The 15,254-nt window shown below is 65.0% G+C and carries 15 protein-coding genes; 8 read left to right on the forward strand and 7 right to left on the reverse strand.

What is annotated here, in order from left to right:
• The first annotated feature begins 85 nt into the window (after nucleotides 1-85).
• A complete protein-coding gene (gene ceoR / locus HWW87_RS31090; RefSeq protein WP_175823508.1) occupies nucleotides 86-1,090 on the forward strand; it encodes a putative multidrug efflux transcriptional regulator CeoR in 1,005 nt (334 codons plus the stop codon).
• Between the two features lie 21 nt (nucleotides 1,091-1,111).
• On the opposite strand, the gene HWW87_RS31095 is transcribed toward ceoR, so the two are convergent.
• Entirely contained in the window at nucleotides 1,112-1,819 is a 708-nt protein-coding gene (locus tag HWW87_RS31095) for a hypothetical protein (RefSeq protein ID WP_175823509.1), read from the reverse strand.
• Between the two features lie 273 nt (nucleotides 1,820-2,092).
• Nucleotides 2,093-2,410 carry an H-NS histone family protein gene (locus tag HWW87_RS31100; protein WP_174433106.1) on the reverse strand — a complete coding sequence of 106 codons (318 nt, stop codon included), beginning with the start codon at nucleotides 2,408-2,410 and terminating at the stop codon, nucleotides 2,093-2,095.
• A 330-nt stretch (nucleotides 2,411-2,740) separates the two neighbouring features.
• Between HWW87_RS31100 and HWW87_RS31105 the strand changes: the two genes are divergently transcribed.
• Both HWW87_RS31105 and HWW87_RS31110 read left to right on the forward strand, forming a co-directional pair.
• Nucleotides 2,741-3,427, forward strand: coding sequence for a response regulator transcription factor (locus HWW87_RS31105; RefSeq protein ID WP_175823510.1), 687 nt, complete (start codon nucleotides 2,741-2,743; stop codon nucleotides 3,425-3,427).
• Between the two features lie 384 nt (nucleotides 3,428-3,811).
• On the forward strand, nucleotides 3,812-4,105 hold the full coding sequence (locus tag HWW87_RS31110) for a DUF4148 domain-containing protein (protein ID WP_027781548.1): 294 nt from the start codon (nucleotides 3,812-3,814) through the stop codon (nucleotides 4,103-4,105).
• Nucleotides 4,106-4,314: 209 nt separating this feature from the next.
• On the opposite strand, the gene HWW87_RS31115 is transcribed toward HWW87_RS31110, so the two are convergent.
• Nucleotides 4,315-4,437 carry a hypothetical protein gene (locus tag HWW87_RS31115; RefSeq protein WP_175823511.1) on the reverse strand — a complete coding sequence of 41 codons (123 nt, stop codon included), beginning with the start codon at nucleotides 4,435-4,437 and terminating at the stop codon, nucleotides 4,315-4,317.
• A gap of 362 nt (nucleotides 4,438-4,799) precedes the next feature.
• Here HWW87_RS31115 and HWW87_RS31120 point away from each other — a divergent pair, with 362 nt between their 5' ends.
• Complete coding sequence (locus HWW87_RS31120; RefSeq protein WP_244107370.1) at nucleotides 4,800-5,411, forward strand: M35 family metallo-endopeptidase; 612 nt, start codon at nucleotides 4,800-4,802, stop codon at nucleotides 5,409-5,411.
• 13 nt (nucleotides 5,412-5,424) lie between these two features.
• Nucleotides 5,425-6,186 (forward strand): hypothetical protein, encoded by a 762-nt coding sequence (locus HWW87_RS31125; RefSeq protein ID WP_175823513.1) that lies wholly within the window; start codon nucleotides 5,425-5,427, stop codon nucleotides 6,184-6,186.
• A 114-nt stretch (nucleotides 6,187-6,300) separates the two neighbouring features.
• On the opposite strand, the gene HWW87_RS31130 is transcribed toward HWW87_RS31125, so the two are convergent.
• The 4 genes from HWW87_RS31130 to HWW87_RS31145 all read right to left on the reverse strand — a co-directional run bounded on the left by HWW87_RS31130 (nucleotide 6,301) and on the right by HWW87_RS31145 (nucleotide 10,982).
• Entirely contained in the window at nucleotides 6,301-7,368 is a 1,068-nt protein-coding gene (locus tag HWW87_RS31130; RefSeq protein ID WP_175823514.1) for a purine nucleoside permease, read from the reverse strand.
• A 230-nt stretch (nucleotides 7,369-7,598) separates the two neighbouring features.
• Entirely contained in the window at nucleotides 7,599-8,192 is a 594-nt protein-coding gene (locus HWW87_RS31135) for a LysE family transporter (protein WP_175823515.1), read from the reverse strand.
• A gap of 72 nt (nucleotides 8,193-8,264) precedes the next feature.
• The gene (gene selD, locus HWW87_RS31140) at nucleotides 8,265-9,329 is read right to left on the reverse strand and encodes a selenide, water dikinase SelD (RefSeq protein ID WP_175823516.1); all 1,065 of its coding nucleotides are present in this window, start codon (nucleotides 9,327-9,329) and stop codon (nucleotides 8,265-8,267) included.
• A gap of 144 nt (nucleotides 9,330-9,473) precedes the next feature.
• Nucleotides 9,474-10,982, reverse strand: coding sequence for a PLP-dependent aminotransferase family protein (locus HWW87_RS31145; protein ID WP_175823517.1), 1,509 nt, complete (start codon nucleotides 10,980-10,982; stop codon nucleotides 9,474-9,476).
• A gap of 120 nt (nucleotides 10,983-11,102) precedes the next feature.
• Here HWW87_RS31145 and HWW87_RS31150 point away from each other — a divergent pair, with 120 nt between their 5' ends.
• From HWW87_RS31150 to HWW87_RS31160, 3 genes are all read left to right on the forward strand, one after another.
• On the forward strand, nucleotides 11,103-12,392 hold the full coding sequence (locus HWW87_RS31150) for a 4-aminobutyrate--2-oxoglutarate transaminase (RefSeq protein ID WP_175823518.1): 1,290 nt from the start codon (nucleotides 11,103-11,105) through the stop codon (nucleotides 12,390-12,392).
• 90 nt (nucleotides 12,393-12,482) lie between these two features.
• Nucleotides 12,483-13,952: an NADP-dependent succinate-semialdehyde dehydrogenase gene (gabD, locus tag HWW87_RS31155; protein WP_175823519.1), complete on the forward strand. Its 1,470-nt coding sequence runs from the start codon at nucleotides 12,483-12,485 to the stop codon at nucleotides 13,950-13,952.
• 629 nt (nucleotides 13,953-14,581) lie between these two features.
• Entirely contained in the window at nucleotides 14,582-15,244 is a 663-nt protein-coding gene (locus HWW87_RS31160) for a hypothetical protein (RefSeq protein WP_244107371.1), read from the forward strand.
• Nucleotides 15,245-15,254 lie beyond the last annotated feature (10 nt).

The following is a 15,254-nucleotide window of genomic DNA, read 5'->3' on the forward strand; positions in this document are numbered from 1 at the left end:
GCCCCCGAACAATCCGAGGCTGCGTTTACCCACGAGGTAGCGCAGCCTCTTTGTTCCGGCGGCAAATTAGATTGCGGAGGTAGTGATGGACCGGCTTCAGGCCATGCAGGTGTTTACTCGCGTCGTCGATACAAGCAGCTTCACCAAGGCAGCAGAAACGCTCAGCTTGCCGCGGGCGTCCGTCACGACGATCATCCAGAATCTCGAAGCATTCCTCGGCGTGCGGCTGATGCACCGGACCACGCGCCGGCTCTCGCTCACGCCGGACGGCGCCGCCTACTACGAACGATGCGTGCGGATCCTCGCGGACGTCGAGGAAACCGAAGCAAGCTTCCAGGCCAACAACCGGAAGCCGCACGGAAAGTTGCGTATCGACATGCCGGGCTCGATCGGGCGGTTGCTCGTGATCCCGTCGCTGTGCGAGTTTCATACGCGTTATCCGGACATCGACCTGCAACTCGGCCTGTCCGATCGGCCGGTCGACCTGCTGCAGGAAGGCGTCGACTGCGTGATCCGCGTCGGTGCGCTGCAGGATTCGTCGCTCGTCGCACGCCGCGTCGGCCTGTTCGAATGTGTGACGGTCGCGTCGCCCGACTATCTCGAGCGCCACGGCGAGCCGCAGACGATCGACGACCTGAGCCAGCACAAGGCCGTCAACTACTTCTCGAGCCGCACCGGCCGCACGATCGACTGGACGTTCCTGATCGAAGGCAAGGAAGTCGAGATGAAGATGGAGGGCATCGTGTCGGTGAACGACGCGGATGCGTACGTCACGTGCGGGGTCGAGGGCTTCGGCCTGATCCAGCCGCCGCTGTTCATGGTGCTGCCGCACCTGCGCGAAGGCCGGCTCAAGGAAGTGCTGCCGGGCGTCAAGCCGCTGCCGATGCCGATCTCGGTCGTGTATCCGCACAGCCGCCACCTGTCGCCGAAGGTGCGCGTGTTCGTCGACTGGATTGCCGAAGTGTTCGACCGCTGCCCGCTGCTGAGCGGCAAGGGTAGCCTCGACGCGACGTGCAGCAAGCGCACGTTCGAGGAAGCCGAGCGCGCGCCGGTGCTCGATACGCCGGTCATCAACGAGTGGGTCGCCTGAGCGGGGCGCGACCCGCCCCCATCACTTCGCCCGCCACCCGCGAATGAACTCGCCGACCTGGCCGCGCTGCACGACGCGGCCGGGCTGCGCCTCGCGCGCCAGGATCCGCGCAAACTCGTCGCGCTGCAGATTCACGTGCCGCGCACAATGGTGATCGATCACCCCGATCTGGTGTTTCAGGAACGCGATCGTCCGGACGATGCCGTTGCGCACGCTCGCGTGGCACCAGGTCAGGAGTTGATATTCGGCGATCTGCATGCGCGCCAGCTGGCGGCGGCGCTGCACCAGCGCCTGCACATATTCCAGCTGCGGATCGGGCAGCGGCTCGACTAGCCGCCCGCTACACGGATGCCGATCCAGCGCCCCAGCCAGCACCGCCAGCAGGCGCGCGCGTGCGCCCTTCCCCTCTAGCGGGCCGCCGGCGCGGTCCGGAATCCAGTCCCGGGCCTGATGCGGCTTGGCGATAGCCAGCGGCAATCGCAGCGCCTGCAGCACGCACGCCACCTCGCATTCGGACCCGCCGGCCGACTCCACCACGACAAGCGCCGGCACCCATTCGGCGATCGCATCCGCCAGCGATTCGATGCCGAACGTCTCGTTCCGGTAACCGAGGATCACGCTCAGCGAGGAAATGCACACCTCGAGCGTCTCGCGCGTCACGCCGATGCCGACGTACACAGGCTCGGGCGCCGCCCCGTCGTTGTCCCGAGCCGCCATTTCGTCGTTCATGCCCGCTTCCCCTCGGCGTCGGCCACGTCGCCCGCCCCATGGCGGCCGGGGCCGCGGTCGGTTACCAGAATTGTCATAATGAAGATGTAATATAGTCGTATTGGAACCGGTTCCGGTTGCGAGGGCGTCCTCCGCATGGCCATCGCACCGCCAGCCGTTCGTTGAATGCATCGTGCGGCCGGCGCTGGGCCGTGCAGGCAAGATGCCCGGAAGCAGCAAGCGCCTGCGCGGCTCGCCCCCCTACTCCCATCGTGATTCGATGCAACCACATAATCAGGATTCCTCAGATTGATCCGAATCGGCGGGCACGGCGTCGATGGCGAATCGGCTTCGATCCTGACCCCGCATCCACGCCGGTTCACGACCGACGCCGGACCACGTCTGCCCGGTCTGCGGATTGAAGTACTTGACGCGGCGCTTTCTCGTCGACAGTCCGCCATCGGCGGGGAAGATGTCGCGCGCCGTGAAGCCGAACTCTTCGACGCAGCGCCGCACTTCGATCAACACCGTCGCCGCGATGGCGAGACGCTCCCGCTCCAGCTGCGCCTCGAGCAACGCTTTTTTTTCGACAAAGGACTTGTAAATCAACATGACGTGCTCCCCGAACCGCTTGTTTCTGTCGTTGCGCCGACCATCCGACACCATGGCCAAGCGTAATCGCGCCCCTCGCGCAGATTGACAACCTTTGTCAACAAAACTCAGCCCTCACACTCGTCATAAACTCTGCAAAATTGATTAATACGTCTAATTTCACGGATTCATGGCGTTCAAAATCGTTGACAATTTTTGCGACGCATCGATGCGAACATCGCGACACATTGCGTGCCGCCGATTGCCGTGTGCCTGCGTGGATCCGCCCGCTCCCGCCTGGATGCTCGATATGTCGTGATCGCCACGATCAATATCGAAGGAGTACGTAACATGAACGTTCTCTATCTCGAGGACGATCCTGCCTATGTCGAACTGATCACCTCGATACTGGAAACGTCCGGCTATCGCGTGCATGCCGTCGGCAACGGACACCAGGCGATTCGTCATCTGGAAAGTTCGGTGGTCGATCTGCTGATTCTCGACTGGCTGGTGCCCGGTATGTCCGGCTTCGAAGTGCTTCAATGGACCCGCGAACGGATCGGCGGCCATCTGCCGATCCTGTTCCTGACCCAACGCGCGCGCGACGACGCAGTCTTCTCCGCGATCAACGCGGGCGCGGACGACTACATGGTCAAGCCGATCAATCAATTCGAGTTGCTGGCGCGCACCAATGCGCTGCTCAGGCGGGCGTATCGCGGCGATAGCAGCCGGCACGACGCGCTCAAGCTCGGCGGCTACCTGATCGACACGCGGACGCGAACCGTGCTGCTGCATGACGCGCCGATCAAGCTGACCCCGCGGGAATTCGACCTCGCGGTGCTGCTGTTCCGCAATCCCGGCCGCATCATGCCGCGCGATGCGCTGATTCGCTCGCTGTGGGGCCGCGACATGGCCGGCGTGTCGCGCAGCCTCGACACGCATATCTACCGGTTGCGCATGAAGCTCGCGCTGCAGCCGTCGAACGGCGTGCGGCTCGGCGCGGTCTATACGCTGGGCTACCGGCTCGAAGCGATCTGACGCGCCGTCCGCCCCCGTGCGGCGCAGCCGGCCGTTCCCGTCGGCACGACGCGCGATGAACGGCACGCGCAGCGGCATCCTGACACCGTACGCAATGGACTGTTGCTGCATGCGCACCGATCGTCGCGGCGCGCGCCGTCCGACCCGCTGTATCCCGCTGTCGGCGCCGCCGGGCAAGGCTGTGCGGATGCCCTCACTGCGCGTGCGGATTCCAATTGTTCCTGTACGGCGACAATTCAATTCGCGGCAGCCGCATTTATCGCGCCGGAACGGACACCTAGAGTAAACCCTGTCGCGCACCTCGTTGCGCATCGAACAGATCCCGCCGCGCGGGACCGGAGTCAGCGCTCAGGCGCCAGCTCCGACATCTCTAGGAGTGACGCCATGAACCGCCGCCATCTTCTCTCGGCCCTTGCTCTCACACTTGCCGTGTCCGCACCGGCCTTCGCCGATTCGGGCACCCCGCACGCCGGCGACTACGGCAACACGTCGTGGTACTCGCAACACAACGGCCCGCGTACGCGCGCCGAAGTGAGCGCGGAAGTCGAGCAGGCACGCAAGGACGGCACGCTCGCGTACCTGCGCAAGGCGACTTCGTATCCGCAAGGGCTCGAACTCGCACAAGGCCCGTATCGCCCGATGCCGGAAGGTAACCAGCTTGCCGGCGGGGGCCGGTAAACGCGCAACGCCGCGCAGCGGATTGCCCCGTGCGCGGCGTCTCGAATCACCTTGTCGACGACTCGCTGAGTCAGTTAGTTGCAGGAGCACATGATGAACGATCAACTTCCTTCGCCGCTCGATCATTGGGACGACACCACGCCGGTGTGGACGCCGTTCCGTTCGGCCCCGCAATCGCACTGACCGCCGGCTGAATCGTCGTCCGGCCGTCAACGGCGCGGCACACCGTCGCGCCATTCGCCCCAGTGCGTGACGATGTCCTGCACCAGCGGATTGCCCGCGCGGTACAGGTTTTCGGTCGCCGGGGAGCGACAGGCAATGGATATCGTCATTGAGTGCACGTCGAAGTGACACGATTCGTGACGTTATCCGAGGAAAATCCGCCCAGCCGAGTCGGCCGCACGCTGGATACATCAATTGACACGGACAGATTCGTCTGTCAGATCGCGTTCGCCGCCATCCTTCGGGGTCCGGCGAACGCAAATCGCATGTCCAGGCCCGCCCCGACCGTCCCGCTCATGCCGGTCGAGCCCGCGAACGATCCCTCTTCTCCGAAAGAAACAGGGGTCTTGCGCGTCGTCCATTCACGTTTCCCCACACTCACTCGCCTCGTCACCTGAAATTTGACGCATGGCTGGTCGGCTTCATATGTCTAGCATCGGGACTCCCAACGATGCCCATATGGAGCGCACCGATGACAGCATCACAAGAATTCAGCGTATCGCTCGACGGACCGCCAATATGTCCAAACATGACGGATTCGACGTTCAGGAAGCGGATGCTCGAATTGCGAGACGAAGCAGTTGCGATCACCGAGCAGCGCCGCCGGGATTTGATGCGATGGAGTCCCGCCACGGAAGCACGGGTCATCGAATGGTTCGGTTCAGCGAGTATCGATACGACGCGCAAGCTGATCCGGGGACTGGGCGCCCTCGTCAGCGTGATGGGGGCGCTTGGCCCGCGAAACTTCGTCCGCATCGATTCCGAGGCCGATCGCGCCACGGGATGTCTGCCGAACATAAGTCATCGTGGCGCAGAAGTCGCGCACGTCTGTCGCCCGGACACGTCTACCCATACCATCGCCATCAATCTCCCTTTTTGCTCACTGCCCGAGCGATCGGCCGGTAATCTCTCGTCGCAGCAACTGACGATCGTGCACGAATGCGCGCACTTCGCGGATACATTCAACGCAGACGATCATTCGGGGGCGTACGGGCGCTCGGCTTGTGTTCAGTTCGCAAGACGTTACCCGGATAAAGCCATCAACAATGCGGACAACATCGCCTGGTTCATTCTGGCGCGGTAGATCGGAGAAATTCATGCGACGTGCTTTCTCCGCGATACTGATCGCCCTCCTCACCCTTCCGATACAGGCCGATGCGTGCAAGATCATGCTGACCGACAGCATGCAATTGCCGCTGAACTCAATCGAAATCAGCAACGCTGAAAGGCTCTCCGTCGTCAGACACTACCTGACCGCCAAGGAGTGGACGCTCGAAGGCACGATGGCATCGGTCGACGCGGCGGCCTACGACTGGGAAAACCGGCCCATGCAACTGGCTCGCCAACGCGGCACGCAGATGAAGTCCTTTCTTGTGCAACTCGGCATGGCGCCCGACGACGTCTACGTCAGCGAGCGGGTCATCTCGCGCACGAACGGCAAGCTCGATCGTGACGATGCAAAACAGCTGTGGGTTCAGTTCGTTCCAAAATGCCCGCCTGCCGGGTGTCAGAGCCTCTGCAACTCCCCGAGCACATCGGGCGTGGTCAGCTATGCGCTGACACCGGACACGCCGGGGCCTCGGCTCGACTCCGCTCGATTTACGTGCGGCGACAGCCGGGAACCGACACTCGCACGCTTCGTGACAACTGAACGCTGGACTGAACGCACACGAAATCAAACCTTGTTTCTGCGAAATGAGCACAAGAAGCCGTTGGCGCACGTCTGCTATCGGATCAGCACCAGCGCAATGCAGTATGTCGGCATGACGGACGAGCAAGGTCAGACCAGGATCATCCAGTTGTTGGGACCTGAATACACACGAATCGAACTCAAGCTCGCACCACTGCCTCAGCCGTAAAGCATGGCGCCCGATCATCTGCCCGCGGGTCCGATCACTCCGGGCGACCATGAGTCGCCCGGAGCCCGACTCCACGCGCGGGCTCGGATTACGCCCGCGCGTCTTGCCGTCAGCTCAACGGCGCGGCACACCGTCACGCCATTCGCCCCAGTGCGTGACGATGTCCTGCACCAGCGGATTGCCCGCGCGGTACAGGTTTTCGGTCGCCGGTGCGAAACCGCCCTGGTCCGCGTAGTTCAGCAGGTTGTCGGCGCTCGTCTGCCCCGCGTACGGCCGATCGAAATCGGACCCCGTGCGCAGCACGGCAACGCGCGACAGGTCGACCCGCTTCACGCTCGCCGCGCGCTTGAGCGCTTCATATGTCGCGTTGTCTTCCTGCGCGGTCATGCAGTAGGTGCCCTTGCCGTCCGTCAGGATCTTGGTCCACTGGCGCGCGCGCTCGCCGATCAGCGTGCCCGAGAACCACGTATTGCCCGACGACGTATCGCACTGGATCACCGTCGGCGGCCGGTTCGCCGGCGCATACGTGAACTTCGCACGCGCGGCCTGCGCCTGTGCGCTGTCTGCCAGCACGACGTTGCGCGACAGCGCGTAGGCGGCGTCGGTCAGCTGCGGGTTGAGCTGGAACACTTCGGTGCGATAGTCGAGCGGCGGCTTGTCGTTCGGGCTCTTCGTATTGATGCCGAGATAGCCGGTGTTCCAGCCGGCCGGAATCTCGCGCGCATCGAGCTCCCACTGCAGGCTGAAATCGACGAGGTATTTCGACCACGCGGCAGAGCCGACCGTGCCTTGCGCGGGGTTGACGCCCGCGATGCCCGAGACCAGGAAATACGTGCGGCGCAGATCGAAGCGTTGCGAGAACGTGAGCGCCATGATCGTCGCCGACGCGTTCGCGTAGCCCATGCCGGTCGTGACCACGCACACGTCCTGCTTGTTGCAGTGGACGGCCGGATAGTCGGGCGACAGGCCGGGCACGGTAATGTCGCGCCACGGGCCGAGCCGGTCGAGCCACGCCTGGCCCTCCGGCCCGAACATCGTGATGATCATGACCTTGACCGGGCGGCCATGCGAGCCGGTCTCGGCGAATGCTGCGTTGCCCTGGTTGTCCTGCGCGATCGACGGCGCGGTCGCACAGGCGGCAAGCGAGAATGCAGCGGCGGAAAGAATGGAGCGAGTCAGCATCGGCGTTCCTTGTTTCGATGATGTTGGGTGAGAACGGCTGTCGGAGACTGCGCGACGAGTATAGAACGGGCGTGCGCGATGCGGAACCCGACTACGAAACGACGGCGGTTGTTTCGTGCGAACGGATGCGTGTTGCGTGACGGAAAATCGCGCACGCGTCTCCGCCTTGCAAACATCAGGAATGCTATCGGGTTCGCCGCCATCTGCGACGTCGGCCGCTTCTCGCCGCGCTACACGCGCATCAGCCCCGCGACGCCGTAACCGACCACGACGAGTGCGGCGACCACATGGCTCGCGGCGAGCCACCCCGGCGATTTCACGAAGCGCCCGATCGCGCTGCCGCCGAACGCGAACACGAGTTGCCCCGCGAGGCTGCCCGCAAACACGCACGCGGCGCCGAGCAGCCAGTGCCGGTGCGCACCGGCGGCAGCGGTCGCATAGCCGTAGAACAGCAGGATGGTCAGCGGGTTCGCGAGCGTGACGAAGAACATCGACATGAACGGGCGATCGCCCGGCGGCGTCGCTACGTCGCCGTCGAGCGTGCGGCGCCGGTCACGCAGCGCCAGCCACAGCATTCGCGCGCCCATTGCAAGCAGCACGAACGCACCGACCATGCGGAACAGCGACAGATGCGACGCGAGCGTGCTCGTGAGCATCGCGCCGATCGTGAAGGCCACGATCGCATAGCAGCCGTCGGCAGCGGCCACGCCGATCGCCGCGCGCACGCCGGTCGCGGTGCCGGCACGCATGCCGTAGTTCGCGATCATCAGCGCGACGGGCCCGACCGACAGCGCGATCATCAGCCCGAACAGGAAGTCATTCATCGGTCGTCGATGCCTTCAACGGAAGGCATCGATTCTATCGACCGACGGCACGCCAGCGTGAGAAAAATCGCGTCAGGCGACGTCCACGCGTGCGGGCCCGTCCACCATCTCGCCGATCACGGCCGCGCGGTCGAAACCGTCGGCGCGGAAGCAGGCGAGCACTTCATCGACGGTCTCGGGCGCACACGCGACCAGCAGCCCGCCCGACGTCTGCGGATCGGTCAGCAGCGCCTGCGCGACGGGCGGCAGCCCGTCGGCGAGCCGTACATCGTTGCCGTACGCGGCCCAGTTGCGGCCCGACGCGCCGGTGAACACGCCATCGGCAACGAACGTCTCGACGCCCGCGAGCCACGGCAGCGACGCATAGTGCACGCGCGCGGTGAGCTGCGCGCCGCGCGCCAGTTCGAGCGTATGGCCGAGCAGCCCGAAGCCCGTGACGTCGGTCAGCGCATGCACGCCCGGCAGCGCGGCAAGCTCGGCGCCCGGCCGGTTCAGCTTGGTGGTCGTCGCGACCATTTGCGCGTAACCGTCGGCATCGAGCTGGTTCTTCTTCAGCGCGGCCGACAGCACGCCGACGCCGAGCGGCTTGCCGAGCACGAGCACGTCGCCCGCCCGCGCGGCCGCGTTGCGCTTCACGCGCGACGGATGCACGACGCCGATCGCCGCGAGCCCGTAGATCGGCTCGACCGAATCGATCGAATGGCCGCCCGCGACCGGAATGCCGGCATCCGCGCACACCGATTCGCCGCCGCGCAGCACGGCCGCGATCGTCTCGTGCGGCAGCACGTTGATCGGCATGCCGACCAGCGCAAGCGCGAGGATCGGCTTGCCGCCCATCGCATAGACGTCGGACAGCGCGTTGGTCGCCGCGATGCGGCCGAAGTCGAATGGATCGTCGACGATCGGCATGAAGAAATCGGTGGTCGCGACGATCGCCTGCTCGTCGTTGAGCCGGTAGACGGCCGCGTCGTCGGAGGTTTCGGTGCCGACCAGCAGGTCCGGGAACAGCGCGGGCGGCGTCGCGCGCTTGAGCAGCTCGGACAGCACGCCCGGCGCGATCTTGCAGCCGCAGCCGCCCCCGTGCGACAGGCTCGTGAGGCGCGGAACGGCAGGCTGGGCTTGGGTGGCTTCGGTCATCGTCGGCATCCGGTAAATAACAACGTTCTATTATCGACAATTCCGCGCGAGCGCGCCCGATACGCTCTCCACGTCGCGGAGAGAATTGAGCCTCGACCAGTCTTTGACGGAATCGCAACGAGTCGATATTGCCGTACTTACACGTCAAGCCAGCGCAACGGCCCCGCCGAACGCCCGCTCGTCGATCGCTTCGGCGAGCGTCGCGAACGCTGTCGCGATCTCGTCTTCCGGCACGCACGCATAGCCGAGCAGCAAGCCCGACGCAGCCCGCGAGCGGTCCGCATAATACCCGGACAGCGGCCGCACGACGATGTTGCGTTCGAGCGCGGCCTGCGCGACCGCGCGATCGTCGACGCCCTCCGGCAACTGCGTGACGAGATGCAGCCCCGCGTCGCTGCCGAGCGCGCTCAGCGTATCGCCGTAGCGGCGCGCGACCGCCTCGAGCAGCACCTCGCGGCGTTGTCCGTACAGCGTGCGCATCTTGCGGATATGCGACACGAAATGCCCTTCCGCGATGAATTCGGCGAGTACGGCCTGCTGCAGCAACTGCCCTTCGCGATACAGCTCGGCGCTCGCGGTCGCGAAGCTTTCCGCGAGCGGCTCCGGCGCGACCAGGTAGCCGACCCGCAGCCCCGGAAACAGCGTCTTGCCGAAACTGCCGACGTAGATCACCTGCCCGGCCGTGTCGAGGCCCTGCAGCGACGCGAGCGGCCGGCTGCCATAGCGGAATTCGCTGTCGTAGTCGTCCTCGATGATCCAGCAGCCGTGCTGGCGCGCGTATTCGAGCAGCATCCGCCGCCGCGCGAGGCTCATCACCATCCCGAGCGGATACTGGTGCGACGGCGTGACGAGCATCAGCTTCGGCGGCTCGGCGAGATCGGCGGCCGACGGCGCGATGCCTTCGTCGTCGACCGGAATCGGCCGCGTGGTCAGCCCCGACACGTTCAGCACGCTGCGCACGCCCCAGTAGCACGGATCCTCGGTCCAGATCGCGTCGCCCGGATCGGTCAGCAACCGCACCGCGAGGTCGATCGACTGGTGGATGCCGGTCGTGATCACGATCTGCTCGGGCGTGCAGCGCACCGAACGCGACGTGCGCAGATAGTCGGCCAGCGCCTCGCGCAGCAGTGCGAGCCCGCCGCCGGGCGCGTAGGTCAGCAGGTCGGGGCGCAGGCGCCGCCAGTACTTGTTGTGCAGCCGCGTCCACACGCGCGCCGGAAATCGTGACACATCGGGCACGCCCGGCATGAACGCGCCGCCCTGGCGCTTCGACACGCCCGCGCCTTCGACGAGCCGCGTGCCGCGCGCCGACAGCCGCCGCGCGGATGAGGGCACCACCGCCGGGCCTGCGGCCGCGTCGGGCGGCACGCCGACGATCTCGTCCGGCGCGCTGTCGGCGACGAACGTGCCGCGGCCCGTCGCCGAGTGCACATAGCCTTCGAGCGCAAGCTGTTCGTAAACCTGCGTGACCGTGTTGCGGGCGATCCCGAGCTCGGCGGCCAGCAGCCGTGACGACGGCACGCGCGTGCCGGCCGGCAGTTCACGCGACAGGATCGCCTGTTGCAGCAGCCGATGAAGCTGCCGGTAGATCGGCTGTTCGCCGCCGCGCACGAGGCGCTGCGCGAGCCAGTCCGACAACACGCTCGCGCGCATGATTGGCTCCTGAATATTTATTGAAATGGCTCTGATTGCCAGAGCCAAATGTGATTATAGTCGCCTCCATGGGCTGCCCAGGCGCCCGATTTCCTACCCACCGGACAGAACATCAAGGAGATGACCGTGAAGAATGCCGACCTGCAGGCCCGCAAGAACGCCGCCACCCCGCGCGGCGTCGGCGTGATGTGCGATTTCTACGCAGCCCGCGCCGAGAACGCGGAGCTGTGGGATGTCGAAGGCCGCCGCTTCATCGATTTCGCCGCCGGCATCGCGGTGCTGAACACGGGCCACCGCCACCCGAAGATCGTCAAGGCGATCGCGGATCAGCTGAACAGCTTCACGCACACCGCTTACCAGATCGTCCCGTACGCGTCGTACGTCGAGCTGGCGGAAAAGATCAACGCACGCGCGCCGGGCGACTTCCCGAAGAAGACCGCGTTCTTCACGACCGGCGCCGAAGCCGTCGAGAATGCGATCAAGATCGCGCGCGCCGCGACCGGCCGTCCGGGCGTGATCGCATTCTCGGGCGGCTTCCACGGCCGCACGATGATGGGCATGGCGCTGACCGGCAAGGTCGCCCCGTACAAGCTGAACTTCGGCCCGTTCCCGGGCGACGTGTTCCACGCGCCGTACCCGAACGCGCTGCACGGCGTGACGACGGCCGACTCGATCAAGGCGATCGAGATGCTGTTCAAGGCCGACATCGATCCGAAGCGCGTCGCCGCGATCATCTTCGAACCGGTCCAGGGCGAAGGCGGTTTCTACCCAGCGCCGGCCGAATTCGTGCGCGCGCTGCGCAAGATCTGTAACGAACACGGCATCCTGCTGATCGCCGACGAAGTGCAGACGGGCTTCGCGCGCACCGGCAAGCTGTTCGCGATGCAGCACTACGACGTGCTGGCCGACCTGATCACGATGGCGAAGAGCCTCGCCGGCGGCATGCCGCTGTCGGGCGTCGTCGGCCGTGCGGACGTGATGGATGCGGCCGCGCCCGGCGGCCTCGGCGGCACCTACGCGGGCAACCCGCTGGCCGTCGCATCGGCGCACGCGGTGCTCGAGATCATCGACGAAGAGAAGCTGTGCGACCGCGCCACGCAACTCGGCGACGTGCTGAAGGCGAAGCTGACCTCGCTGCAGGCCGACGTGCCGCAGATCGCCGACGTGCGCGGCCCGGGCGCGATGATCGCGGTCGAGTTCCTGAAGCCGGGTTCGGGCGAGCCGGATGCCGAATTCACGAAGCGCGTGCAGACGCGTGCGCTCGAGCGCGGCCTGCTGCTGCTCGTGTGCGGCGTGTACTCGAACGTCGTGCGCTTCCTGTTCCCGCTGACGATCACGCAAGCCGTGTTCGACGAAGCGCTGGTGATCCTCGAGGAAGTGCTGAAGGAAACGGTCGGCGTGCCGGCCTGAGTGCCCGTCCGCTTCAACTGAATGCGCCGCCGCCGTCGTGAAGACGGCGGCGGCCGTTTTCATCCGTCCTTTTCAAAGCAGGTGATTCATATGAGCACTGTTCAGGAAACCCTGGCACTGAAAGATCCGTCGCTGTTCCGCCAGCAGGCGTACGTCAACGGCGAATGGCAAGGCGCCACGAACGGCGAGACGTTCGACGTCCGCAACCCGGCCACCGGCGGCCTGCTCGGCACCGTGCCGGCGATGGGCGCGGCGGAAACGCGTCACGCGATCGACGCCGCGAACGCCGCATGGCCGGCGTGGCGCAAGAAGACCGCGAAGGAACGCGCGGTCATCCTGCGCAAGTGGCACGACCTGATGATGGAGAACGCCGATGACCTCGCGCTGATCCTGACGACCGAGCAGGGCAAGTCGCTGGCCGAAGCGAAGGGCGAGATCGGCTACGCGGCGTCGTTCCTCGAGTGGTTCGCGGAAGAAGGCAAGCGCGTGTACGGCGACACGATCCCGACGCCGGCGAGCGACAAGCGCATCGTCGTGACGAAGGAAGCGATCGGCGTGTGCGCGGCGATCACGCCGTGGAATTTCCCGGCGGCGATGATCACCCGCAAGGTCGGCCCGGCGCTCGCGGCAGGCTGCCCGATCGTCGTGAAGCCGGCGGAAGCGACGCCGTTCTCCGCGCTCGCGATGGCCGTGCTGGCCGAGCGCGCGGGCGTGCCGGCCGGCGTGTTCAGCGTCGTCACGGGCGACCCGAAGGCGATCGGCGGCGAGCTGACGTCGAACCCGATCGTGCGCAAGCTGTCGTTCACGGGCTCGACGCCGGTCGGCCGCCTGCTGATGGCGCAATGCGCGGCGACGGTGAAGAAGGTGTCGCTGGAGCTCGGCGGCAACGCGCCGTTCATCGTGTTCGACGACGCCGATCTCGATGCGGCCGTGCAGGGCGCGATCGCGTCCAAGTACCGCAACAGCGGCCAGACGTGCGTGTGCACGAACCGCTTCTACGTGCACGAAGCCGTGTACGACCAGTTCGCGCAGAAGCTCGCGGCGGCGGTCGGCGAGCTGAAGGTCGGCCGCGGCACGGAGCCGGGCGTCACGCAGGGTCCGCTGATCAACGAAGCGGCCGTGCTGAAGGTCGAGGCGCACATCGAGGACGCGCTCGCGAAGGGCGCGACCGTCGTGACGGGCGGCAAGCGCCACGCGCTCGGCCACGGCTTCTTCGAGCCGACCGTGCTGACGGGTGTCACGCCGGCGATGAAGGTCGCGAAGGAAGAGACGTTCGGGCCGCTCGCGCCGCTGTTCAAGTTCGGCAGCGACGACGAGGTGATCCGCCTCGCGAACGACACCGAGTTCGGCCTCGCCGCGTACTTCTACAGCCGCGACATCGGCCGCGTGTGGAAGGTGGCCGAAGCGCTCGAATATGGGATGGTCGGCGTGAACACGGGCCTGATCTCGAACGAAGTCGCGCCGTTCGGCGGGGTCAAGCAGTCGGGCCTCGGCCGCGAAGGCTCGCACTACGGCATCGACGACTACGTCGTGATCAAGTACCTCTGCCTCGCCGTCTGACGGTTCGGGGCCTGCCGCTTCGGCGGCGGGCCCTGGCCGCCCGGCCGGAACCGGGTGGCCCGACGCGGGCCGGCCCCCCTCTCCGTCGCGCCCGCGTCACCTTGATACGCGCGATGTCTCCGCACTCTACGCACGCGATTCGACGCTGTATTCGTCGATACCTCATATCGCGCACGTATTTCGTTCAAGTCTCATTCCCATTTCGCTGCAAGCCACTAGATTGAGCGCTCCGCCTCGATCAGGTTTGCTCGCGCATGAACCCTTCACCCGACGGCCCGGTGTGCATGGAGTCAGCGCACGTTGGCACCATTGCAGCCGGTGGAGCCCCGACACACGTCAGCAGCTACTGTCGTGACGCGTGGGCGGGCGACTTCCTCGCCACACCTGCGTCGACTCTTTATGCGCTCACCGAAACACGCCCAACTCATCCACCAGCCACGTCGCCTGCCGCCTCAGACTGGACCGATGCTGCCACACTCTGCTCGCTCACCCTTCCTTCGGCTTTGCTGATCGTTTCAAAATCCCTATTTAAGTCGGATTACGAAATAAAAATCGTACTCGTTCTATAGACAAAGAAAATATTACCGATCACTGTCTATGGCTCGTCCATACAGAAGATGTCCGACTTCATGAAAGAAGAAGAGCATGCCGATTGCCCCTACTTTCTTCACTCATCGATCCGGCTTTACGCGATGGTGCAGCAGCTACACACGCCACCGACCGATGCGCCCGACTCGATCGATCCGACGTATAGCGGCAACATGAAAATGATTTGCACGCACGATCCGTTCATTTGCACCTACCTCTCCCCACTTGATGCGGTCATAGGCTCGAGAACGCTCGCACGCGAGGATGACCACGTTTGGCCGATCGATTTTCGACAAGTCGATACCCGTCATTTCATGGAACAGCATGGTCGACTACTTGTCGCCTTGAACTATGCGTACGGGGCGACCGGGGGACGTCTGATCGTTTCCGATGCGGGGCATCCCTTGATGGTCTACTTCGCTTCGTCGTTTGATGTGCCAATCGTTCGGCGTGACCATTTCACGATCCGCTTCGCGGATGAAGTGATCGAGCAAATCCAAACAGCTTATCTGCGTGCGGGGTTATCCGCGTTCGGGACGACACTGGACTCGATGCATGCGTGGACCACCGAGCAGATAGCCGATGCAGAGGCCGAAGCATTGGCCCGCATGCCGCCGACCATCGAAGTTGAAGATGCAAATATCGATCAATACGCAATTTATGACCCGGAGTCAGCGAGTTGGGTCTTTACCAACTTCGATTGAGGAGATAGTC

Origin of the sequence: Burkholderia sp. BCC0419 (assembly GCF_902830285.1) — a bacterium.
Lineage (GTDB): Bacteria > Pseudomonadota > Gammaproteobacteria > Burkholderiales > Burkholderiaceae > Burkholderia.

Bases quoted from the DNA above. Each gene is read 5' to 3' on its own strand.
- HWW87_RS31115 (WP_175823511.1), bottom strand. From the start codon at position 4,437: ATGACGATATCCATTGCCTGTCGCTCCCCGGCGACCGAAAACCTGTAC.
- HWW87_RS31160 (WP_244107371.1), top strand. From the start codon at position 14,582: ATGAAAGAAGAAGAGCATGCCGATTGCCCCTACTTTCTTCACTCATCG.
- HWW87_RS31100 (WP_174433106.1), bottom strand. From the start codon at position 2,410: ATGTTGATTTACAAGTCCTTTGTCGAAAAAAAAGCGTTGCTCGAGGCG.
- HWW87_RS31150 (WP_175823518.1), top strand. From the start codon at position 11,103: ATGACCGTGAAGAATGCCGACCTGCAGGCCCGCAAGAACGCCGCCACC.
- HWW87_RS31130 (WP_175823514.1), bottom strand. From the start codon at position 7,368: ATGCTGACTCGCTCCATTCTTTCCGCCGCTGCATTCTCGCTTGCCGCC.
- HWW87_RS31120 (WP_244107370.1), top strand. From the start codon at position 4,800: ATGACAGCATCACAAGAATTCAGCGTATCGCTCGACGGACCGCCAATA.
- HWW87_RS31105 (WP_175823510.1), top strand. From the start codon at position 2,741: ATGAACGTTCTCTATCTCGAGGACGATCCTGCCTATGTCGAACTGATC.
- ceoR (WP_175823508.1), top strand. From the start codon at position 86: ATGGACCGGCTTCAGGCCATGCAGGTGTTTACTCGCGTCGTCGATACA.
- gabD (WP_175823519.1), top strand. From the start codon at position 12,483: ATGAGCACTGTTCAGGAAACCCTGGCACTGAAAGATCCGTCGCTGTTC.
- HWW87_RS31095 (WP_175823509.1), bottom strand. From the start codon at position 1,819: ATGAACGACGAAATGGCGGCTCGGGACAACGACGGGGCGGCGCCCGAG.
- HWW87_RS31145 (WP_175823517.1), bottom strand. From the start codon at position 10,982: ATGCGCGCGAGCGTGTTGTCGGACTGGCTCGCGCAGCGCCTCGTGCGC.
- HWW87_RS31135 (WP_175823515.1), bottom strand. From the start codon at position 8,192: ATGAATGACTTCCTGTTCGGGCTGATGATCGCGCTGTCGGTCGGGCCC.
- HWW87_RS31110 (WP_027781548.1), top strand. From the start codon at position 3,812: ATGAACCGCCGCCATCTTCTCTCGGCCCTTGCTCTCACACTTGCCGTG.
- HWW87_RS31125 (WP_175823513.1), top strand. From the start codon at position 5,425: ATGCGACGTGCTTTCTCCGCGATACTGATCGCCCTCCTCACCCTTCCG.
- selD (WP_175823516.1), bottom strand. From the start codon at position 9,329: ATGACCGAAGCCACCCAAGCCCAGCCTGCCGTTCCGCGCCTCACGAGC.